Origin of the sequence: Commensalibacter nepenthis (genome assembly GCF_029953305.1) — a bacterium.
Classification (GTDB): domain Bacteria; phylum Pseudomonadota; class Alphaproteobacteria; order Acetobacterales; family Acetobacteraceae; genus Commensalibacter; species Commensalibacter nepenthis.
Genome location: NZ_JASBAN010000001.1, coordinates 300,029 through 322,975 on the forward strand (window position 1 = coordinate 300,029; position 22,947 = coordinate 322,975).

Consider the following 22,947-nt stretch of genomic DNA (forward strand, 5'->3'; position numbering starts at 1 on the left):
TAATACCTATTTTATTCAAAAAACGATAAACAAGTTATTTAAATTTATCATCGATTATTCGAATATTTTTCTCCATAATATCCTCAGTTAAAACGCTATCTTTCACCTCTTCAATAGCATTATTAACGATATTTACAAGAATACCCGTATTGGCAATTTGATATTCATTGTTTACGATGTTAACTAAATACACATGATAATGTCCATTAAACTGTTTAAAACATCCCTGCTTCAAACGAATATCAGCAATAAAACCATTATTTAACGGTGCCGACTGAAAAATATCTGAAGTTTCATGGCGCATAAGTCGTGATGTACCAACAATAAAGCAATCTTCTGATTGATCGTTCACAAATACAATATACATCCGACCAGCCATTAAATTATTGCGATTAAATGCCCAGCCAGCGATTTTCAAGATCGTTTTATCAGCTGTAACAGTATCATTTTCAACTGTACCCTCCTCTTGAATAAACCCGGTGAAATGTTCAATACAATATTCCAACTCTCCAAAACGTTGGGCAAGAATATTTTTCTCTACAAAACTATCCAGCTTGATTCCACGAATTAAACCATCTTTTTCAATAATACGACTAAAATCATCTAAAATAACTTGATTGCTATGTAAAACCGTATGAATTTTCTGAACTTGTCCTTCTTCAACCTCAATTTCATTGGTTGTCAATTGGAACGCAGCAGAACCATTGACAATATTAATCAAACCAATTCTAAAGCGACCTTCACACCATTTTCCTCTTAAAGCAGCCTGTCCAGCAAAACCATTACGAATAGGTGCATTGGCAAAGCTTTCAGCCACATCGGCACGGTTTTCACGTTGACATTCTAAGAATATTGTCAAATCACTATCTGCATGAATTAAAACAGTATATAAAGAGCCCGCATTGGATAATCCAGGAGAGATAAACCAACCACGAATATGGAACTCATGTGCAGGCTTGAACTTTTTATTATCGTCAATATTCAGTATATGATAACAAATATCATCTAAATAATAATTTGCTCCTTGAACAACTGCCCAATCATCAACAGTCTGTGGCAACTCAACATGTAAATCATTGCCTGTTGGTGGGTCGAAAATATGACGAGGCGGTGCCTGATCTTTCCATGATGCATGTGGCAAATAATGTAAACGACCAATATCCCATTTTAAATTACTGACACCTAATTTATCATATGGAACAACATCCTCATAAACTTTTAATAATTCTTTTGAATAATCAGCCGCTGTTACCCATAATTCAGGGGTAATATTATCCATAATTTGTTTGCGCAGCATTTCATCTGAACGGATCAGTTCAAGACGATCAATCACCGTATTCACAGCACCAATCTCAACTTTAAATCCATTCACACCGTCTTTTACACGATCGCCTAATGCCCCGACATCAGTCACAATTGGAATTAATCCATTTTGCCATGCTTCTGATAAAGAAATACAATATGTTTCGGGCCATATAGACAAAGTCATTGCCACATCCGCAACCTGTAATGCCGCAACTTCACCTAATCCATAGGCTCCGTGCAATATCACATTGTCTCTTTTCATTTCCTTTAAAACATTTTCATAATCTGGTTGCATATATCCAAATATATGAAACTCGTAAAGATCAGGATTAGCCGATTGCAGAATGGACAAAATTGTATCTGCACCCTTTGAACGAATAAAATTCCCAACCGTTGCTACTTTGAGTTTTCGACCGTTTAAAGGTTCATATTTCTTCTGTTTCAATGGAATGGACGTATCAGGTGAAGGAATACCCATAACATAGTTTTTCTTAGTTTCTAAAACAGGATAAATCTTCAACGCCAATTCATAAGAATGTTTTGTTCCAAATAAACAAACGTCAACATTTTTCATAATTTTGGCAACAAAGGCACGTCTTGTCTGCTGCACACCGAATTCTAACTTTTCGGAAGTTTTCAAACAAATATCACAAGCACCGATATTCTTTTTATCAATTTCACAATAACGTTGTTCATAATTCAGTAAATTATAATGAGAACAAACTGCCAAAAAGTCGTGATAAGAGAAAACAACCCCAACCCCACATGCTTTTGCAATAATGGGTATGGATAATGTATGATGCCCTAAATGCTGAATATGAACGATATCAAAACTATATTGATTGACAACACTTGAAAATGCGGTTTCTTCGCCAGCATCATTCATTGAATCCAACCAACCCACATCAGGCATATCAAACCGTTCAATTTCCTTACCATTCACATCTGTAAGGTAACAAGCACCACGTCGACGCAACCAATAAAAAAACTCAACATCTTTGACTAGACTGGTAGACAAGATTTGTTGGTAAACTTCAATACCACCCCAGACATGCTCATGCACCGTAGAATGCGTTACAAATAAAACACGTAATTTCGCTTGACGACGTGGCTTTTCAGGCAATATTTCTTGCTTTTGCTTCTTTTGAAAATCTGCCTGAGTAATCTTGGCAATTTCACTCAAACGATCTTTATATAAATGTTTGTTTAAAACAGCTTTTTGTGTCTCTGTTGCTAGTTTTTTTCTTAATTCTTTTTCATTTAAGATATTGGCAATAGCTTCTATTACTTCATCTGTATTCCGTGCAATGGAAACGCCATCTAATTCTTTAAGATATTTTTCATCCATCTCAAATGGCAGCTCAACGACTTGTGCAGTTCCCGCCAAACCCAATTCATATAATCTTGGTCCAGGAGCTGTCGCTTGCCCTACATCACCATGGCTTGCATAATTACGAAACATCGTCAGCGTCACTTGGCTGGCATTTGCGAAATCAATAAAAGATTCAATGCTGACGGGTCTTGGAATAATACGTTTGATTAAATCCTTTGGTAAAGGAGGCAAATACTCATTACCTGGACATATTAATTTAAAACGAGCTTCTGGGAAAGCAATTAGCAAACGACGCAAAACCTCCACACGATTAGGCCACATCGTCCCAGCAAAGAAAATATCATAATCAAGGTCTTGTGTATTTTTAACGGCTCTATAATGAATAGACTTACTACCAGCTAATGGCAAATAATAAGCCTCGACTTGATAGGCATCAATACAGCTCGGATCATTAGTAAATACATAGTCAAAGTTAGAGGTTACATGAACATTAAAATCCAACATAAATGGGTCTTCGAATGCCCAAAATATCATCGTCTTAAAACAAGGTCTTAACCGTTTGATTAATTCAAAATCAGTACGCTGACCATCAATACAAATCAAAACGTCATGTTCGTGTGTGGCTGCAATTGATAATAAATTCATATTATCAGCGACAACAACATTTTCATCTCCCCAAAGTTCTTTTGCTGCTCGTGCAACCGCAAGCGTCAAATAGGAATTTGAATTATGTGTATAGTTTGTGTTGTAAATAACGGCCATGATTAATCTTTATCACCCAGTTGATATTTCAAAACGTAACGATCGTTAAAAACAGAAGTTACGCGCTCAATTGTTAATTAATTATTACTTCATAAATATCTTGATAAATAAAATAGTCAATAGCTACTTACTATTAAATTAATGAATAGTTTAATCGATCTCAATCATAAAAAAAAGCTAAGTAATTTATACGTACTTAGCTTTTAATTTACTTATTTCTTAAGGAGAAATATTTATTCTACGTCTGTATCATTTTCATTACGACGACGAATAGCTGCTCCCAGAATATCCCCTAAAGAGGCTCCACTATCTGCAGAACCATAATCAGAGATTGCTTGCTTGTCTTCTTCAACTTCACGACCTTTAATGGTTAAAGTCAAACGTCGAGCTGCTTTGTCAACAGTAACGACCTTTGCATCAATGCGTTCACCAACAGAGAAACGTTCTGGACGTTGCTCTGCTTTGTCACGGGACAGTTCTGTGCGGCGGATGAAGCCAACAAGAACATCATTCACACTGACATCAACACCATTTGCTTGAATACCTGTAACCGTACAAGTAACAATACTACCTTTGGTAACACTTGCTAACGCATCAGCAGCAGGATCAGCTTGAAGTTGTTTGATTCCCAATGAAATACGTTCTTTTTCAACATCAACATCAAGAACTTTAGCTTTTACAACATCGCCTTTTTTATAGTTGGCCATTGCTGCTTCACCAGCTTCATCCCAAGATAAATCTGACATGTGAACCATACCATCAATATCCGCAGACAAACCAATAAACAAACCGAATTCTGTAATATTACGGATTTCGCCTTCAATTTCTGAACCAACTTTGTGTGTTTCAGCAAATTGTTCCCAAGGGTTAGGTTGAACTTGTTTCAAGCCTAATGAAATACGACGTTTTGAACTGTCAACGTCCAATACAACCACGTCAACTTCTTGAGAAGTAGAAACGATTTTACCAGGATGTACGTTTTTCTTTGTCCATGACATTTCAGAAATATGAACAAGCCCTTCAACGCCAGCTTCTAGCTCAACAAATGCACCGTAATCGGTGATATTGGTAACACGACCTGTGAAACGAGAGCCTGAAGGATATTTGTTTGCAACATTTTCCCAAGGATCTGCTTCAAGTTGTTTCATACCCAATGAAATACGATGTGTTTCAGAGTTGAAACGAATTACTTGAACGCGAACAGGTTGACCAATTTGCAATGCTTCTGAAGGATGGTTCACACGTTTCCAAGCAATATCGGTCACATGCAACAGACCATCAACACCGCCAAGATCAACGAATGCACCATAATCAGTAATGTTTTTAACAACACCGTCAAGGATCATGCCTTCTGCAAGACCTTGGATTAATTCGCTGCGTTGTTCTGCACGTGTTTCTTCAAGAACTGCACGACGAGACACAACAATATTTCCACGAGCACGATCCATTTTCAAGATTTGGAAAGGCTGAGCAACACCGATCATTGGGTTAATGTCGCGAACTGGACGAATATCAACTTGAGATCCAGGTAAGAACGCCATTGCGCCACCCAAATCAACAGTAAATCCGCCTTTAACACGACCAAAAATTGTTCCGTTAATACGTTGATTGCTTTCGAAAGCTTTTTCAAGAGCAGACCATGCTTCTTCACGACGTGCTTTTTCGCGTGAAAGCAGAATTAAACCGTCACGATCTTCGTAACGTTCAATATATAATTCCACCATATCGCCAGGTTTAATTTCTGGCTTTGCACCAACAGGTGCAAATTCTTTTAAAGGAACACGTCCTTCGCTTTTTAAACCAACGTCAACAATTGCATAATCATCGGTTAAACGAACGATTCTTCCTGTTACAACGGAACCTTCGAACCCAATATCTTGACCCAAGCTTTCTTCAAGAAGGGTTGCGAAATCTTCACCAGCAAAATGATCTTGGTGATTTTGTGTGGCTTCAGCCATGTGCTACCTGTAATCCTAGTCATCTTTACAAGGAATAAATCCTTGTTTTATATAGACTTTAAAATTTGCGCGCCTTTATTTTATCCATATAAAAATAAATATACGACTTTTCTTCAAGCATTCTTGAAAAACAAATGATTAAAAAATAATATTTCCTAAAAATATTAGCGGGGATTATATAGGAATTATATAAGTAATTCAATCATTTCTTATTAAATAATTCAAAAAATTTGATCAAACATAATGTGAATACAGTTAAAAGAATCTTCAAAATTGATTAAAGCCATTGGGATGATAAATTATTTTTTTTCTTTTCATGATAAAAAGCAACTTAATTTGATAAAAATTTGAAAAATCACTACCAGAAAAATAGTATCAAACCATCATAGATTAACGCCCTATCCTTAATTCAAAAAAATCTTAATTTTTCTAAAATTACCAATCAGATTTATACAAATAAACCTAAATTTTTAAATAGTGATCTTCCTTATTCAAGTAACGAATATTTTATTGATTGTTGAATGCTTTTAAAGCAAAATATCGTATCATAAAGTAGCGCTTTTGTATCTTGTTGCTGAATTAAAAGCGGGTTTTCATTGCTCAAGCTCACTGAAATCAACGCTATATAAGAAAATTTTAGCAGAATGTAACCCACTAGGCTTTTCTTTAATCTTTCAATTAATAAGTTGATAATAAGTGACAGTTGATTCCCAACTCACCCCACCCAATAAACCAATTATTTTCATCTTTCCCTGCTTTTGCTATTAAACATTATAAATCTAACGCTGAATAATTTCTAACGCCCGTACTAAAACTTCATTCGCACTCAAATAATCTGTATCAATAATGTGCGCATCTTCTGCTGGGCGTAATGGTGCAACGGCACGAGAAGCATCTGCCTCATCACGTTGTGTCAATTCGAGCTCGATCTGCTTGATTTGTTCTTCCTTGACGGGATCATTGGGGTTGGCTGTATATTGTAACCAACGTCGTTCTGCCCGCACTCTAGGTGAAGCAATTACAAATAATTTTACATTCGCATTAGGGAAAATTACAGTACCAATATCACGACCATCCATAACCACACCTTGTTGCGTGGCAAAATGACGTTGCATATCTAGCAAAGCCGCCCTAACCTTAGGTTGTGCAGCCACTTGACTGGCAACTTTATCTACTTCTGGCGTTCGCAAATCGTTACGATTCCAATCTTGTTGCGTTAATTGCTCTGCAATCTGAACAACCTCATTACTTTTAACTGATAAGCCAGCATCGAGCATTTTCCTGCCTACGGCACGATATAATAACCCTGTATCCAGATAAGGAAGCGATAATTTATCAGCCAAAGCTTTGGCTAACGTTCCCTTACCTACACCAGAAAATCCATCAATCGCAATAATTAGATTGTTACTCATAGGTCAAACTTTGCCCCCAACACATTCATTAATGGAAAGTAATTTGGAAAGCTGGTGCGAATAAAAGTAATATCATCAACGTTAACCGACTTTTGAGCGACCAAACCTAAAATAGAAGCACTCATCGCTAAACGATGATCCATATGCGTTACCACCACTCCACCACCAGGAATATTACCTGCGGTGCCGTGAATGATTAAATCATCACCGTCAATATCGACTTGCACGCCATTTCCACGTAGCATCTCAACAATACTGGTGAAACGATCACTTTCTTTGACTCTTAATTCTTCTAATCCTCTGAAACGCGTTACACCCGTTGCATAAGCAGCAGCAATTGATAAAATCGGATATTCATCAATCATAGATGGCGCATGTGCAGCTGGCACGTCAACCGCTTTTAAAGCCCCTGCTTTAATCACCAAATCCCCAACAGGTTCACCCCCTTCAATACGTTCATTCAGTATTTTAAGGTCTGCCCCCATCCATTTTAACACGTCAAAAGCCCCTGTGCGTAATGGATTTAATCCCACATTTTCAATACAAATCTCTGACCCTTTAATCATTGCCGCAGCAACCAACATAAAGGTTGCAGAAGAAGGATCACCAGGCACATTAATATCTTTACCTTGTAATGTTACTGGTCCTTTAAGGCTTATTTTCTTTCCACCCTCTGGTAAATCTTCAACATCAATCTTTACCCCAAAATGACGCAACATATTTTCTGTGTGATCGCGTGTAGCTACAGGTTCTTCTACACAGGTCACGCCGTGGGCGTTCAAGCCTGCTAACAAAATAGAGGATTTTACTTGTGCCGAGGCAACAGGTAAACGATAGGTTACAGGTTTGGCATGATCCGTTCCAATAATTGCCATTGGTAGCTTTCCGCCATCACGCGTAGCAAATTTTGCACCTGTTTCTGACAAAGGAACCGTAACACGTTTCATTGGTCTTTTACGAAGGCTGCCATCGCCTGTCATAATACTTAAAAAACCATGACTTGCCAAAATCCCACTCAATAAACGTGCAGAAGTCCCCGAATTTCCCATATTCAAAACATCTTCAGGCTCTGTTAATTGACCAATCCCTTTGCCAACAACATGCCATTCCCCTTCAGCAATCCGCTTTGGCTGTGCACCCAACGCCTGCATCGCTGCGGCTGTTTGCATCACATCTTCGCCCTCCAGCAAACCCGTGATATGACTTTCCCCTGTTGCAAGGGCTGCAAACATCAATGCGCGATGGCTGATGGATTTATCACCAGGCACATTTATTTTGCCATTCAAGGGTGTTGGCAAAAAAGAAACAATAAGCGGTTTTATTACAGAAGAATTGGTCATATCTTTACTTTCTAAAATAAATTATTGCTAAATAATTCACTACGGGTCATAAAACTTTTATCAGAAATATTGAAATTGTCATTTTAAAGTTTGACATAAGCCTTATAAACTGGCATGTCGCCTATGTATATTTTATTGGTTAGAGGTAGAATAAATCAATGGTTAAATTAGAGTTGGGTATTAAACGAGTATGTTGTTCATGTGGAACTCGTTTTTATGATCTTAACAAAATGCCACCTGTATGCCCCAAATGCAGCACAGAACAACCGATCGAGTTACCTCGTGGTCGCCCACCCGAAGAAGATAATGATACACTGAGTGATAAAGATTTGGATACTGTAATCGATACTGATGATTTGGATACAGATGGCACCGATGTCGATGATGTCATCGAAGATACTTCTGATCTAGAAGATGATGTAGACACCATCGGATCTGAAATCGAAGTTATCAAAGATGATGGCAGAGACGACGATTCTTAGTTGTTTTAAAAAAAATAGCTTTTATGAGGTCTTGCAATTTTCAGACCTCATTCAATCTTGCTATCAACTAATCAGTTAATTCACGACGATATTTACCCACACCTGTTTTACTTGCAAAACTGCTTTCATATTTAATCTTTAAAAAACAAGATCATTATAAAGGGCTGGGTGACAAATTCAAACAGAGCCTGTCATTGATATCACGACAATACAGGACAAAGTTTTTACAAAATACTTGAGACAAGCATCTAAATAACAAAATCACTTTTATGAAATGTAGATGGTCTATATACTAAACTGTCAGTTTGATGTCCCCTTCCTCTTCTATAAAATACGGTCCAGCAGAGACGATCTCTAATATCAATATACAGTTATTTTCTTTACAATAATCACCTAATGGCAAAGAGGCATCTCCATTCGTCCAGCTGAATGAAGGACCCTCTAAATAATGCCATTTAGCAATATTATGAGTTAATAAATGTGTTTACAATATGATCAATTTTATTGCGGTTAAATATGGTGATATTTTTAATTAACATACCCTGAGGACGACGCCATCAATAAATGGACCACCAGTGTCACTCAATCTGCCAGAACAGGAACGAATTCCGACACTGCAAGTATTTCTTAAAAATTCGTAGAATACATTATTCTATGGTATAAATTTAAGCTAATAAAAACTTATACTTCTTTACTCCAACGCTCAATCTCTACACCAACCCCTTGAGCTTCAGGAATGATATCTAGCTTTTCAAGTGTAACTCGCGCCACATGAATACGTTTATCCTCTAAAATTGTTTCAATGATTGTTTCCGCCAAAGTTTCAACCAAATGAAAATGGGTATGGCTAACGATTGTCTTCACTTGATTGGTAATATCTTCATAGGATACAGTCCGAGCGAGATCGTCAATACCGATCCCTTTATCCTCTGTAACTCCCACAGAGATATTTATCTGTAATCGTTGGGTTGTTTCTTGTTCAAAATCGTAAACGCCAATTCGAGCTTGTAAAATCAAATTCTTAATAAAAATACGTCTTAATGGTGGTCTGTTTGACCATGCAGGAAAAAAGCTCATTTCTTAGTTCTATTACTCATCAGTATATGCCCCTACGGCAGGAGACCATTGTAAATGTTGCCCACCATCCAAAGCTAACATTTGTCCTGTCACAGATGGTAAGCAAAGTAACCCTAATACCGCCCTTGCAACTTCTTGTGAAGTCGTTCCTTGCCCCAAAGGTGTCGATTTACATTGACGATCAAATTGTTCATCGCTTTGGCGCTTATGTGCCATTGCAGGTCCTGGACCAACCGCATTCACACGAATAGATTTTGGTGCCAACGCCAACGCCATCGTTTGCGTTAATGTCCACAAAGCTGCTTTGGAAATTGTATAACTAACAAAATGCGGGGTTAGCGACCAAACTCGTTGGTCCAACATATTAATCACGCACCCCTCGCCACCGGTTGGCAGCAATTTAGCAAAATCTTGAATAAGTTGAAAAGGTGCCCAAAGATTCGGATTTTGGTGGTGTTGCCACGTTTCCAGCGTCACGCTATCCCATTCATCACGATCAAATACACTGGCATTATTGACCAATACACCAATCGGACCTAATTGCTGTGTTGCTTGCTCAACTAAAAAAGCCACTTCATCAGGATTAGAAAGCTCTGCTGTCAATAAGACCGCAGAACGCCCCAACGCTCTGATTTCTGTTAAGACTCGATCAGCCTCGGGCGTATAGCTTCGTGCGTGAACCGCAACATCAAAACCAACCTTGGCTAATGTTAACGCAATCTCACGTCCTAAACGAATAGTCGCACCCGTAATAAACGCAACTCTAGGAATTGTGGTCGGAACCATAAAAAAATCATTTAACAATAAACCAACACCCATTTATAGCCTCTGTTTCGTTAAATATAGAAATATTTTTACTATACGCTTATTTTTATGATGAACCATCAAAAGTTTTTTCGTTAATTATTATTTATCATACAGAAATTAGAACCACATCAAGATTATTCAACATGTCTTTATCCTAAAACTATGATATTTTTTGAAAGATAACAAACAGCTTATTATTTTGGCACTGGAATTGCCTCTTGATGCAGGTACTGTTGATCTGCATCCAAGTCACGTCCAACAGGAAAAAACCACATGCCAAGCATCACAAGAATAAATAACAATCCGATGGCTGATAAATAAATCAACTTTTGCACTTCGTCTTTTCCCGCTCGTTTAAGTCATTATTTGCTTTGATAAGGAGTCAACATTTGCATCATTTCTGTCCACTCTCTTTTAGTTAAACCACTATTTTCCTGTTCAACCGTTTCACCATTTAACATTTTACCCAAAACCTGCATCATAGATGCAGAAAAAGTCACGGCTCCACGACGATAATCTTCAAAGGCTTCACAAGCAATTGGCACCCATGCTTGAAGGGTTTTTAACATCGCTTCGGCATAGACTCTGATTTCATATTGAGCGTGTGGATCGATACGCAATTGTAAGAAATGGAATAAATTATGCAAGTTAATTTTCCAATACCATTGGCTATAACTATTCAACGTTAAATTCATTCTGGCAAGTTCACGTGCTAAACCATATCCACCTTCTTTGGCTGGATTTAACAATGTTTCATAATGATCGTAACATTGTTGAGCATCTTGTTTTAGTAATTGAATGACCGCAGCAGCTTGCTCAGAGGATAAAACATCCCCTCTTCCTTGATTATTAATTTTACTTTGTGCTGCCAATACTTCAGGTTCGGGGATATAAAATTCACGATCCATAATAGAATAACGCGCTGAATATTCATTAACACTTGCCGTACGATGGCGGATCCACTGACGTGCTACAAAAATAGGCAAACGCACATGATATTTGATCTCACACATTTCGAAAGGTGTCGTATGATGGTGGCGCATTAAATAGCGAATTAACCCACGGTCTTCAGAGACTTTCTTTGTCCCAGCACCATAAGAAACCCGCGCAGCCTGAACAATAGAAGAATCATCCCCCATATAATCCACCACGCGCACAAACCCATGATCCAAGACAGGTAATGCTTTAAATAATATAGCCTCTAATCCAGGGGAAACAGGGCGTTTGGTTGGAATTTGAATGTTGGATTGAGAATCTATTTCTGCTTGTTGTTCTGCTGTAAGAGGCATGATAATCCCACTCTGATTAAAAAATAAAGTCGCAAAAGTGCATTTCTTTATAAACCACAAACACAGCGCTGAACACCCATAGGGCAACTAATTTTTAGGGATCGCCGTGATCGTCATATTATTTTGATTAATTAACTTAAAGAAGTCCAGAAAATTCATATTTAATAAACTATTAACACGCTCTGGCGTTTCAAACATAATCGATAAATGCATCATATGCTTGGGATACTGTAAAATATCTGCCAATGTTGTATAAAGTTGGCGATCAAGCTCAAAATCTTTTCCTTTAGAAAACTCTATAAATTTATCAAGTGTGTCCGCGTAAACTTGACTGGTGGTCTGCTTGGTGTTCTGTGCAAGAATTGTGAAAATTCTGTTTTTTAAACCTGCATCATAGACCGATAAATTAACAGCTTTCAATAAAATACTATCCGACCAATTGACAATATAGGGATCGAACATTTTTTGATCCACGTAAAAACGACTTTGCAAATACAACCCTATAAAATCATATCCGAAATAATTTAATTTATTCAATGAAAATAAAGAATCTTTGAGATAATAAGTAAAATTCGAGTGAAATGCGCCGTTAATATGCGTATATCCCAATCTTTTCAAATATTCTGCAAATAAACTATAAGAAGAAGTTAAGTCATAATCAAATTTGTCTGCTAAAATCTCACCGTCCCACGTAGTATCTTGACGTGACAGATGAATATTTAACTGTCCAATTGACAATCTATTCTGATGCGCACGATAACCAACCACACCATATGCTTTAAAGAAAAAATCTGTGTTGGATAAAAAAGAAGCAATGCTTTCTATTTCATTGAACTTGCGATCATTAGACATTTCCAAAATAAATTGATCAAAATGCAAAGCGTCCAAAGATGCAGATCGACCTGTTTTATTTGCAGGGTCAATATCAACATTATAAAAAATATAGGGGCGTTTTTTTGCAGAACCCTGTCTGGTAATTTGCCAGCTTCCTAGACGTAACTTTCCCCATTCTGTATAAAAATAAGCCCCTTTCATATTGCCTTGTTCAAAAGAAATATTCCGAATATCAGCCAAAGAAAATCCTGTTTTTTTATCTGACTTTGTAAATGCTGGTATAGTTAAATTGTCAAATGTTAAAAAAGCAATAGATGCTGACAAAGAAGGTGATTTTAATTGAAAATCTTTAATATTTAAGTTGCTGACACTGCGCGTATCTTTTGGCGTTGCGGATATTTTCCTCATCGTCATTTCTATATTCTGAGGAAATATCAGCTTAACATTTGAAATAACAACCGATTGCGTTAACCAATTAATATGAGCCTTTGAATAAGAATAATGCCCATTAACGCCAACTAGCTGTTGCAGCCTGCTTTGCACATGAAGCAAAGCATCCTGTGCGTGCGTATGAGCGACTTGGTAAATTTTAACCCCAACCCATATAAAGAGTGAGCACATAACCAATATTAATATTAATTTCTTTTTCATACTGCTGGCAAAATTCACAATAGTTAATAAAACCATTTTATATTAAACTTTATTTATCTATAAAGCATAATAAAAAAACAAAGAAACAAAATTATCACCTCTGTTCATCGGTTTCCAGGGGGTAATTAATCCAGCATTCTCAATCCAATGAAATAAACCATGAAATGACTTCCATGGCTTAATTAAAAATTAATGCTTTACAGGAACCGCTTGGATTTTAAGATTTAACAAATCAAACTGCTCTGCTGGGGTTTTTTCTTTAAAATTAGCCCCAGAAATAGGCGTTACTGGTGTGGAGGACAGTTTAATTTCTGTCGTTTGTGGATTTTGCAAAAAGACCTCAAGTGTTTTCACAGTATCTTGCGCAAAAGCAGCAGGAATTTCTTTCTGTTTTTGCATGGTTTCTTTGACCGAGGTCACCAGTTCCTCTTTTAGCTCTGTTTCCGTTTTTACTTGCTCTTGGCTAGCAGATTTTAATAATCTTTCGACAACACCATGATTTTGCAAAATAACGCTGAATTCTTTTAATTTTACATTAGGGTTTGTTAGCATTATTTCAGGGGAATTATAAGAAATATATAATGGCATATTTGCTTGTAATGTTGCATTAATTTTACCGATGTCCTTAAACGTCAAATCCTTTAACGACGCAGATAAAACGTTTGTATCCATTTGATATTGCATATTCAAATTACCTGAAACAGAAACTTTTTGATATCCGATCCGTTTCAATGCTTGCAATAATTCATTATAACTTGTGTTAGGAATAGAAAACTCTAAACCATCAAGCGCATATGTCCCATTGGAGCTCCCTTCTTTGCTCACATCTGAATGAATGGTTAATGCCCCTAGTGAAATAAAGTCATGACCCATAGAGAATTTTAAACCTGAAACCTTACCCTCACTTTGAATGCCTCCAACCTTTTGGATATATTCTTTTTGCAAACCAGCAATATCTTTACTAAATGTATTAGGATTATTGAAATCAAGATTCTTTAGCATACTGACAAGTACCGCCACATCCACTCCAGAAGTTTCATAAGAGGCTAAGGATAGACTTATTTTATTGAAATAGGGAATAACAACAGAAAAATCTTTGATAGACTGGCTGGTTTTACGATTCATGCCATAATCTTTCATTTGATACTGAGCCAATTTAAACACAAATTTATACTCTTCTATTTGCAAATTATCGATACTAAAAAGGTTAAATTGCATTTCCGATATTAATTGAATGTATTCTTTGATTTTTTCACTCGTAGATTTGCTATAATCTTTATCAGTAGCAAACTCTGATTGAGTTTTAAGCATATTTGCCAAATTGATTTGATCAATTTTAAAAGCGCCAATAGATACAGTATCATTGGAATCTTTAACTAATAAATCCTGAAGCAAAATATCTGTCTTTTTGTCTAGCCCATAATTTTTTGTCTGATAGTGAGCGATTTTAAACGCAGAACCATATTTATCTTTGAATTGCAAATCATCAATGTTCAATAAATCAAATTGCACCATTGATAAATTTTGAACCAAAGCTTTATTTCCAGCATCCGATGATCTTTGATTATTTTTATCTGAAACAAATTCTTCTTGCTTTTTTGAAATATCAGCTAAATTCACTTGATCCATTTTAAAAGATCTAATTGAAAAATTATTACGATTTTTATCAGATAAATCTTCTAAAACAATATCCGTTTTCTGACCTAACCCATAATTTTTCATTTGATAATGGGCGATTTTAAAATGTGTTCTGGAATCTGGTTTAAATTCAAGATTTTGTAGGTTTAACAACCCGAAATTTATTTTTGATGGAACAATTTTTTTAATCTTGCCATTTTCAATCACAATCCACCCAGCATCTGCTTTGGCATTGGCAATTTCTGTGTGTTCAATGGTCAAAGGCGCTTCTGAGGAACCTTCTTTTTCTTTAACTGCCAATTTATCAATAGTTAGATTTTTAATTTCATTATCAGAGCTCATCGTGGCACTGACTTTATCAGCTGTGTAAACTTTACCATCTATATATTTTACAACAACTTTATCCATTGTCACTTCTTGTGAAAAAACACCAATATTGTGATCTGCATATGCTATCGTCAAACCAGGAAACGTGCTTTTAATCAATTCAATTTTTTCTTGAAATTTCTTCTCTGCTCGTTGAGAAACGTAATAATATCCGCCCCCACCAACAACGCCAACACCGATCACAACAACAGCTCCAATAACCGCAACTTTACTCATATCAACCACCAAAAATATTCATTATATTCAAAAAAAGCTGTAGAAATATGAACTTCTACAGCTTTATACAGTCAAAAGAATGATGTTAACTGGTTCGTTAACTTATTTTCCCGCTTCTGTTTTAACGGTCAAATTCAATTTCTCCATTATTGATAATGGAGAAATCCCTACCAGTTCCATACCACTCACAGGTGCTGTAGGATTCATTGTAACAACCAGTGGTTTATTAGGATTATTAATCAAATCAATAACCGCTTCATCTGCTTGCTTTTGAACAGGAATTGTTGCATTTGCTTCATCTTGTTTCAGCTCATTGATCATATTTTCTTTGACTTTATCAGCGGATACAGATTGTTTTTTGGCTTCTTGGTCAATGACTTTTTGAAGCAATCCTTGGTTTTGTAAAATAACTTTCAAAGAAATTAGTTTATAATCCGTCATGACTGATTGAGGATTGGTATTTGAAATCGCTGCTGGACCATTGAATTGTAAATCAGCATTCAAGTTACCCATATCCTTGATCGTCATTTCAATAGGGGTAAAAGACCATTGTTGTTTGGCTTTGCTGTAACTAGCTGAAATTTTACCAAATCCATCCAGTTGGCTATATCCCATTTCCTTGAGCGCAAATAATTGAGGATTATGTGCTGTATCGATTTTTAAACCAGAAAATGTTGCAGAGCTTTTTTGGTCGCCGTTTTGATCGATAGCATTTTCAGTTTCAATTTTAGCAAGAGACCAGCCTTGACCTTTAGAATTAAATTCTAGACCTTCCAACGTGCCTTTTTTAGGTTGACCTGGTAGTAATACTTGCGGTGTTTTTCCTTGTTCAACCGTAGCAACGATTTTTGCAAAATCCAAGCCATCTATTTGCATTTGATTGACTTTTAAATCTTCTGAATCTCCTTCGCTATAGCTCGATTTCAATTCAAATTGTTTTAAATTTTGATCGGATTTACGATCTAAACCATAGTTTTTTAATTCATATTGTGAAACCGTAATGGTTTCGCGTCCATTTGGTCCAACAGCTTTGATGCCTTGAAGGTTTAATAAATCAAAACTAACCTTTGAAGGAAAAAAATTCTTAATTTTACCATCTTCTATAATCACAGCATCTTTGGCAGCGACGGCGTTTTTAATATCAATATGATTAATGTCAATCGTTCCATCATCAATCGCAGTATGAAATTTATCCAAAGAAACATCGCCCAACTTGTCTTGAGAAACGCCACTGGCTACCAATGTATCGGCTGTATATTCATGTCCTTTATCATCTTTGAAAACAACTTTATGCAAAGTAGCAGATTTAGAAAATGGGCTAACACTAGAGCTTTCATATTTTAATGAATATCCAGGTATTGATTTTTCAATTAATGAAATGGTTTTATGCAATTCCTCATTTGCTTTATTAGAGGCATAATAGTAACCACCCCCACCAATAATTCCAATACCAATAATAACAATACCAACAACGGCGCCTTTACTCATTAAAACTATCCTTCACTAAAACTAAACTAGCGTCATTATAAATATAGTTTTACTTTATACAATTCCTCTTATAAAAAAAATGATAATCGTTACATATAATCTATAGTTTTATTTATTTTGCCCCCCCCCTTTTTTTATTTTGAAATTTAAGATATGATAATTACGTTAATTCGTTAACTATGGTAATAAACGGTATATGGAATAAGCGTAGTGGACCCGGGGGCAGTACCCGGCATCTCCACCAATTATGGGGATGAAACAGGCTCGACACGCGTAGTAAAGATATATTTTTTACTCGGCATGGTTCCGCCGTTATCGGGCTATATTTTACAAATGCCAACGATAATTTCGAGGCACACGCTGTTGCGGCCTAATAAGCCAATGTAACAAGCGCGGCTGAGGGTGCGCCGGGCAACAGAAGCCCCTCATTATAAATACATATATTAAATATAAAGTTTTAAAGAGACTGTAACATATGACGCATTCTGATGGTTTTGGTGAAAACCCACCCACAAACTTATTACCTTATCAAGGATGGATTGAATCAGCCTATCGCCAAGTAACCATCAATGCATTGAAACATGTTGCTCTAAATGGAATGCCTGGTAATCACAGTTTTTACTTAACTTTTCTTACTGCTTATCCTGGGGTTTCAATTCCTGCTCGTTTAAAAGCACAATATCCCGAAGAAATTACAATTGTTTTACAACATCAATTTTGGGATTTAACGATTGATGAACAAAAACATATTGTATCAGTCGGTTTATCTTTTGGTGGCGTAACATCCACCCTCATCATCCCTTCAGGGGCAATAACCGCCTTTTCCGATCCAGAAGCCAAATTGCTATTTACTTTCTCGCCGTTGCCATTACCTGTTTCTGCGATATCGACCTCACTAATCAAAGAACATACAGACACTAATGTCGAAGCATTACCCACATCCGACATTCCTGATACCCAAGAAGCCCCAGTTATCAGCCTAGATGCATTTCGTAAGAAACACGAATAAAAAAAACTCTAAATAATACAGTATCTCAACAAAGATTTAAGCTCATTATATTTTATCGCTTCCTACTCTTAGTTTAAGATGTTTTTATTAAATGACCTTTTATCTTTTCGAACATATTCGTTAAGATAAAATCATTACAAAATACATTACTATGAAGGATTAATATAATGTCTGCACGTATCTTAGTTTTATACTATTCTGCTTATGGTCATATTGAAACAATGGCTTATGCCATTGCCAAAGGGATCGAAGCGACAGGAGCTACCGCCATTATAAAACGTGTTCCAGAAACAGTTCCAGAAGATATCGCCAAAGCCAATCATTTTAAGCTCAATCAAGCTGCTCCAATTGCAACACCCGATGAACTTGCTAACTATGACGGCATCATTCTTGGCACTGGCACTCGTTTTGGACGTATTTCCTCTCAAATGGCAAGCTTCCTTGATCGAACAGGTGGATTATGGGCAAAAGGTGCGTTAATAGGAAAAGTTGGTGGCGCATTTACCTGCACTGGCTCACAACATGCTGGTCAAGAGTTAACATTGATGTCTCTCATAACCAATTTGATGCATTACGGCATGACAATTGCCAGCTTCCCATTTTCTTTTGCGGGACTTACAGAAATTAACGAGGTTACAGGTGGCACGCCATATGGTGCATCAACCATTGCTGGTCCAGATGGTTCACGCGCAGTCTCTCAAAATGAACTCAATGGTGCTGAATTCTATGGTAAACATGTAGCTGAAATTACCAATAAATTAAAATCATAAAGTAAAATAAAATGCTCTTTTAAATAATTTTTTTTTATTATAAAGAGCATTTTTTAGGTATCTTGCTTATTATAAAATTATGCCAATTCTTTATCAAAGAAACAGGTAACTTGTCTTTCATCATTTGCATAAGATAATGTAATCGCATCAAAGCCATTTCATTTGGCGGCTTCCCATGACATAATTTGCTCATTAATCAAAATTATAATCTGTAGGAATTGATCGCGTTGTTTGCAGTGATATGGAATATTACTGTAATGAACATGCATAGGAAAACGAAGTTTACGCTGTATCATCGAGAGGAGATATGGCGATTATATCATCAAGAGAAAGCCATGGTAACGGATCTGGCTAAGCGTTTTATGGTCAGCAGACCTACGATTTATGTTGTATTAAGGCGAGCTCGGTTGCAATTATTTGTGCCGATGGTCAGCACAAATGAGCGTTATAAAACGATCAAATATGGCATTAAACGCCTTGCTAAGATTGAAAAAACACTTGAGGACAACCTCAGACGGCAAGCCAAAAAATATAACAACTCTTATCCTGGGGAGATGTTGCATGTTGATACAAAACGGCTTCCTTTGTTGAAAAATGAGACTAAACTGCAAACTCGAGAGTATCTTTTTGTAGGTATTGATGATTTTTCTTGAGAACGCTATGCTGGGATTTACAACGATAAATCTCAGTTTAGTGCAGCTCAGTTCCTACAAGACGATGTGCTGGTTCAATGCCCTTATATGATCGAATGTGTTTACTCTGACAATGGCAGAGAATACCAAGGAACACCTGAGCATCTGTTTGTTAAAACCTGTTATACCAATCGGATTAACCAGAAATTTACCAAGCCAGCTTGCCCTCAAACCAATGGCAAAGCAGAGCGCGTCATTCGCACACTCATGGAAATGTGGCATGAGCGTGAATGGTTCGTCAATGCTCAAGATCGAAAGTTAAAGTTGAAACGATTTATAAATTATTATAACATTGTTAAACCCCATAAAGGCATTCAAGGAAAAACACCCTATGAGGTCTTAGATGGTTATTTTAAACAAAATCTGTAAACAACGCGATCAATTTCTACATTTAATGATTATATAATATTTTATGTGACCCACAACTAACTGGTGCATTTTTTCATTGCAAACCATGTGTAATAACATAAATAATGCCGCTAATAACGCCCCTATCATCAACATGTGCAACTCCATGCGACAATCGAAAATAAGGCGATATCATCGCCATCTGCTCTTCACTCAATAAAAATAAATCACTCATCGGCTACCTCCATAACATCAATGAATCATAAGGCAATTAAAATAGGAACTGACAAAATTAATAGGTCTTGACCCTAATCGGAAATTGTTTATTATTTTCAGAGTAATTAGGTGATATTTGAATAGTTTGATCCTTCTATTGTATTTGTACAAAAATAATATTATATTTTTATGTTCAAAAGATATAGGTTAAGCAAAATGACAATTAAACATTTTTTTATTACTAAGAAAACAGAAAATGCAATCTTAGAGTTGCAGGATAATAAATTGGTTATGACCAAAGTTTCAAAGCGTAAACCAAAGGTTTATCTTTCAACAATAGATATGAAAACAGGGGTTATTCATAATAAGTCTAAAATATTTCGAACTGTCGATCTTGTGCTTGTAAATCCTACAACATATGCATTGCAAAGTAAAGAAACTGGTCTTTTTTACTCCAGCGCTCCTCTAAAAGCCGATAAAGTAACAGCATCCGTAGAGGTAAATTGTAGTAAGGTTCAAGAGTGGGAACATTTCAATCTTCAAAAAAGTAAAAATATCATGATTTCTGATGATATTTTAAAAGTTCTGAGTGATCTTTAGCATTATATTATCACAGAAAATGATAGCTATATTGAAATATTAGTATCTAATCATAGAGTAGAGACACTCTCCCAACGTATCCTCAATCAAACATGAATTGCTTTAAAAATAAAACCATTCCAAATATTTGACAGATTTTTAATTGCGATATATCAGGAGGTTTACTTGAATATTGATAAAATTCATATGAATTTATATAATAAAAAGAAAACAAATTGAAAAAAATATTGTGACTTTATCTTTAATGTTGTTTCTATGAATAGCACATGCTCAATCTAGCAAAAAGCAAGCGATTTAGGTTGTTGAAGGGTGTCGCAAAAGTGGATCAAGATAAAGAAAAATATAATATGAAACAAGAAAACTGCTTTGATCTTGATAAACTAAAATAACCTTCTTTATATAGGCGCTCTCTCAATCAAACACGCATCTCCATAAGAATAAAAACGATACCCACTTTGAATGGCATGTTGATACGCATGCCGCATTTTTTCTGTTCCTCCAAATGCACAAACCAACATAAATAATGTTGATCTGGGTAAATGAAAGTTTGTCATCAACATATCAACAACTTTAAAACGATAGCCTGGACGAATGAAGATAGAGGTTTCTTTGTGAAATGGATGTATAATACCGTGTTCATCAACAGCACTTTCCAATAAACGCAAAGAGGTCGTTCCAACTGCAATAATACGTCGTTTGTCTGCTTTGGCTTGGTTTAAATGTTTGGCAACTTCAGGGGTAATAATGCCATATTCTGCATGCATGTGATGATCGTTAATATTATTACTACGTACGGGTAAGAACGTCCCAGCCCCAACATGTAAGGTTAGGGTTAATCGTTCAACGCCAATACGATCAAATTGCGCTAAAAGATCATCGGTAAAATGTAATCCTGCTGTAGGGGCTGCCACGGCACCTGGATGGTGAGAGAAAATCGTATGGTAATCTTTTTCATCTTGTTCTGTCGGACCCGTTGGACGCACAATATAAGGGGGCAGGGCAAGTTGACCAATAGCGCGTAACCATTCATCAAAAGCATTACCTTCAATGCTGAATCGAATGAAGCCACTGCCACCAATTTCTAATTCTTCAACTGTTGCATAAACTTTGTCATCAGGGAAATCGAGTTTATCGCCTATTTTTAATCTTTTACTGTTTTTGATTAATACATGCCATCGTCCATCACCCATTGGGCGATCCAACGTAATTCCAATATGGGCTGTACCGCGCATGGCGGATAATTTTGCATGAATGACTTTGGTATCATTCGCAATAAGAATATCACCTTTATGAAAAAAAGAAGGGAGGTCACGGATGATTTTATCTTCTAGATCATGCTGAGCAGGAATATAAAGTAACTTAGCTAGCTCTTTGGGGCGCATAGGATGATGCGCAATAGAGTTCTCTGGTAAGTCAAAATCAAAATCAACCGTTTGGTTAGTCATTCTAAATTATCCATTATCATCTGGCGGAGAGTTACTATGCCTATAGATAACGAATGATAAGAATTAATCAAGAGCGATCTTATTTCTGGCAATGTTTTGCCAAGCTTTGTAATGGATTATGATCGTCAACATAAGGTGCCAGACCATCGCCAATATAATAAAGCAATCCAACCCCTTTGTCCGTTGCGTATTGCGCAGATTGCCCACCAAAGAAATAAGATGAATCAGCAACTTTTTTAATCCGTTCCTCAAAGGCGCGTTCATTGATAAAAGATTTATCAAGATCAGGAGGCAGCTGCCGACCATCAGTTGCCATGGTCAAGATCAAATCTCCAGCAACGCAGATTTCGATATCAGCATTATTGATATTTGTTTTTTTATAGCATCTTTGCACATCTTTAATCAGCCCACTCAAGCCTTGTTGACACACAATAGGCGCATATCGATCGATGACTTTTTGTGCAGTCTGTGGAGACATTTGTTTTGAATATATTTGTGCGTTGGCTGATATGGGTAATAATAGAACGGTTAAGACTAAAAGCGTTTTTTTCATGAGGAGTTCTCGATAGAGATATAGGAATAACTATATAGAATTATTTGGTTTTCTTGGTTTTGGAATAAACGGTAATTCCTTTTTCTAAAGGGTTTTCCTGATATTCCGATTGTTAATTATACCAATCATCAAATGGAATTTCAAACTTATAATCTTTATATTTTTTCCAAGCATAAATTAAAACAGATTCTATTTTAATTTATGCTTATAATAGTGTCGATCTTTTTCACAAGTCATTTGAGGGATAAGCTGTGCAAGATCGTCTTGCGCAAGAGCTCATTGCTGAAAAAGGTTACGATGCGGACAAGTTCAGGCAAGCCTTGAATAATGGAAAC

20 protein-coding genes and 1 other RNA gene are annotated in these 22,947 nt (G+C 36.4%); 7 read left to right on the forward strand and 14 right to left on the reverse strand.

Annotation, left to right across the window (positions count from 1 at the left end; genetic code table 11):
- Positions 1–34 precede the first annotated feature (34 nt).
- The 4 genes from QJV33_RS01330 to aroA all read right to left on the reverse strand — a co-directional run bounded on the left by QJV33_RS01330 (position 35) and on the right by aroA (position 8,110).
- A complete protein-coding gene (locus QJV33_RS01330) occupies positions 35–3,400 on the reverse strand; it encodes a glycosyltransferase (RefSeq protein ID WP_281461625.1) in 3,366 nt (1,121 codons plus the stop codon).
- Between the two features lie 233 nt (positions 3,401–3,633).
- Positions 3,634–5,358, reverse strand: a complete 1,725-nt coding sequence (gene rpsA, locus QJV33_RS01335; RefSeq protein WP_281461626.1) for a 30S ribosomal protein S1 — start codon at positions 5,356–5,358, stop codon at positions 3,634–3,636.
- Between the two features lie 779 nt (positions 5,359–6,137).
- A complete protein-coding gene (gene cmk / locus QJV33_RS01340) occupies positions 6,138–6,770 on the reverse strand; it encodes a (d)CMP kinase (protein WP_281461627.1) in 633 nt (210 codons plus the stop codon).
- The gene (gene aroA, locus QJV33_RS01345; protein ID WP_281461628.1) at positions 6,767–8,110 is read right to left on the reverse strand and encodes a 3-phosphoshikimate 1-carboxyvinyltransferase; all 1,344 of its coding nucleotides are present in this window, start codon (positions 8,108–8,110) and stop codon (positions 6,767–6,769) included. Before aroA ends, cmk begins: the two co-directional genes overlap by 4 nt.
- Before the next feature lie 158 nt (positions 8,111–8,268).
- Between aroA and QJV33_RS01350 the strand changes: the two genes are divergently transcribed.
- On the forward strand, positions 8,269–8,592 hold the full coding sequence (locus QJV33_RS01350; RefSeq protein ID WP_281461629.1) for an FYDLN acid domain-containing protein: 324 nt from the start codon (positions 8,269–8,271) through the stop codon (positions 8,590–8,592).
- Between the two features lie 681 nt (positions 8,593–9,273).
- Here QJV33_RS01350 and folB read toward each other — a convergent pair.
- The 7 genes from folB to QJV33_RS01385 form a co-directional block, all read right to left on the reverse strand.
- A complete protein-coding gene (folB, locus tag QJV33_RS01355) occupies positions 9,274–9,669 on the reverse strand; it encodes a dihydroneopterin aldolase (protein ID WP_281461630.1) in 396 nt (131 codons plus the stop codon).
- Positions 9,670–9,681: 12 nt separating this feature from the next.
- A complete protein-coding gene (locus QJV33_RS01360; RefSeq protein ID WP_281461631.1) occupies positions 9,682–10,488 on the reverse strand; it encodes an SDR family oxidoreductase in 807 nt (268 codons plus the stop codon).
- Between the two features lie 182 nt (positions 10,489–10,670).
- Complete coding sequence (locus QJV33_RS01365; RefSeq protein ID WP_281461632.1) at positions 10,671–10,811, reverse strand: hypothetical protein; 141 nt, start codon at positions 10,809–10,811, stop codon at positions 10,671–10,673.
- Positions 10,812–10,838: 27 nt separating this feature from the next.
- Complete coding sequence (gene thyX / locus QJV33_RS01370; RefSeq protein WP_281461633.1) at positions 10,839–11,765, reverse strand: FAD-dependent thymidylate synthase; 927 nt, start codon at positions 11,763–11,765, stop codon at positions 10,839–10,841.
- 87 nt (positions 11,766–11,852) lie between these two features.
- Positions 11,853–13,286, reverse strand: a complete 1,434-nt coding sequence (locus QJV33_RS01375; protein ID WP_281461634.1) for a hypothetical protein — start codon at positions 13,284–13,286, stop codon at positions 11,853–11,855.
- Between the two features lie 153 nt (positions 13,287–13,439).
- Complete coding sequence (locus QJV33_RS01380) at positions 13,440–15,491, reverse strand: hypothetical protein (RefSeq protein ID WP_281461635.1); 2,052 nt, start codon at positions 15,489–15,491, stop codon at positions 13,440–13,442.
- 102 nt (positions 15,492–15,593) lie between these two features.
- Complete coding sequence (locus tag QJV33_RS01385) at positions 15,594–16,979, reverse strand: hypothetical protein (protein WP_281461636.1); 1,386 nt, start codon at positions 16,977–16,979, stop codon at positions 15,594–15,596.
- Between the two features lie 125 nt (positions 16,980–17,104).
- On the opposite strand from QJV33_RS01385, the gene ssrA reads away from it, so the two are divergent.
- From ssrA to QJV33_RS01410, 5 genes are all read left to right on the forward strand, one after another.
- Positions 17,105–17,409, forward strand: a transfer-messenger RNA (tmRNA) gene (ssrA, locus tag QJV33_RS01390).
- Between the two features lie 45 nt (positions 17,410–17,454).
- The gene (locus QJV33_RS01395) at positions 17,455–17,988 is read left to right on the forward strand and encodes a ClpXP protease specificity-enhancing factor SspB (RefSeq protein ID WP_281461637.1); all 534 of its coding nucleotides are present in this window, start codon (positions 17,455–17,457) and stop codon (positions 17,986–17,988) included.
- Between the two features lie 167 nt (positions 17,989–18,155).
- Positions 18,156–18,758, forward strand: a complete 603-nt coding sequence (wrbA, locus tag QJV33_RS01400; protein ID WP_281461638.1) for an NAD(P)H:quinone oxidoreductase — start codon at positions 18,156–18,158, stop codon at positions 18,756–18,758.
- Between the two features lie 257 nt (positions 18,759–19,015).
- Positions 19,016–19,411, forward strand: a complete 396-nt coding sequence (locus QJV33_RS01405) for a hypothetical protein (RefSeq protein ID WP_281461639.1) — start codon at positions 19,016–19,018, stop codon at positions 19,409–19,411.
- 87 nt (positions 19,412–19,498) lie between these two features.
- A complete protein-coding gene (locus QJV33_RS01410; protein WP_281461640.1) occupies positions 19,499–19,819 on the forward strand; it encodes an integrase core domain-containing protein in 321 nt (106 codons plus the stop codon).
- A 73-nt stretch (positions 19,820–19,892) separates the two neighbouring features.
- Here the strand turns inward: QJV33_RS01410 and QJV33_RS01415 are convergent, their stop codons facing one another.
- Positions 19,893–20,033 carry a hypothetical protein gene (locus QJV33_RS01415; protein ID WP_281461641.1) on the reverse strand — a complete coding sequence of 47 codons (141 nt, stop codon included), beginning with the start codon at positions 20,031–20,033 and terminating at the stop codon, positions 19,893–19,895.
- Positions 20,034–20,230: 197 nt separating this feature from the next.
- On the opposite strand from QJV33_RS01415, the gene QJV33_RS01420 reads away from it, so the two are divergent.
- Positions 20,231–20,614, forward strand: coding sequence for a hypothetical protein (locus tag QJV33_RS01420; RefSeq protein WP_281461642.1), 384 nt, complete (start codon positions 20,231–20,233; stop codon positions 20,612–20,614).
- 395 nt (positions 20,615–21,009) lie between these two features.
- On the opposite strand, the gene queA is transcribed toward QJV33_RS01420, so the two are convergent.
- Both queA and QJV33_RS01430 read right to left on the reverse strand, forming a co-directional pair.
- Positions 21,010–22,059, reverse strand: a complete 1,050-nt coding sequence (queA, locus tag QJV33_RS01425) for a tRNA preQ1(34) S-adenosylmethionine ribosyltransferase-isomerase QueA (protein ID WP_281461643.1) — start codon at positions 22,057–22,059, stop codon at positions 21,010–21,012.
- Between the two features lie 79 nt (positions 22,060–22,138).
- Complete coding sequence (locus QJV33_RS01430; RefSeq protein ID WP_281461644.1) at positions 22,139–22,612, reverse strand: hypothetical protein; 474 nt, start codon at positions 22,610–22,612, stop codon at positions 22,139–22,141.
- Between the last annotated feature and the right edge of the window lie 335 nt (positions 22,613–22,947).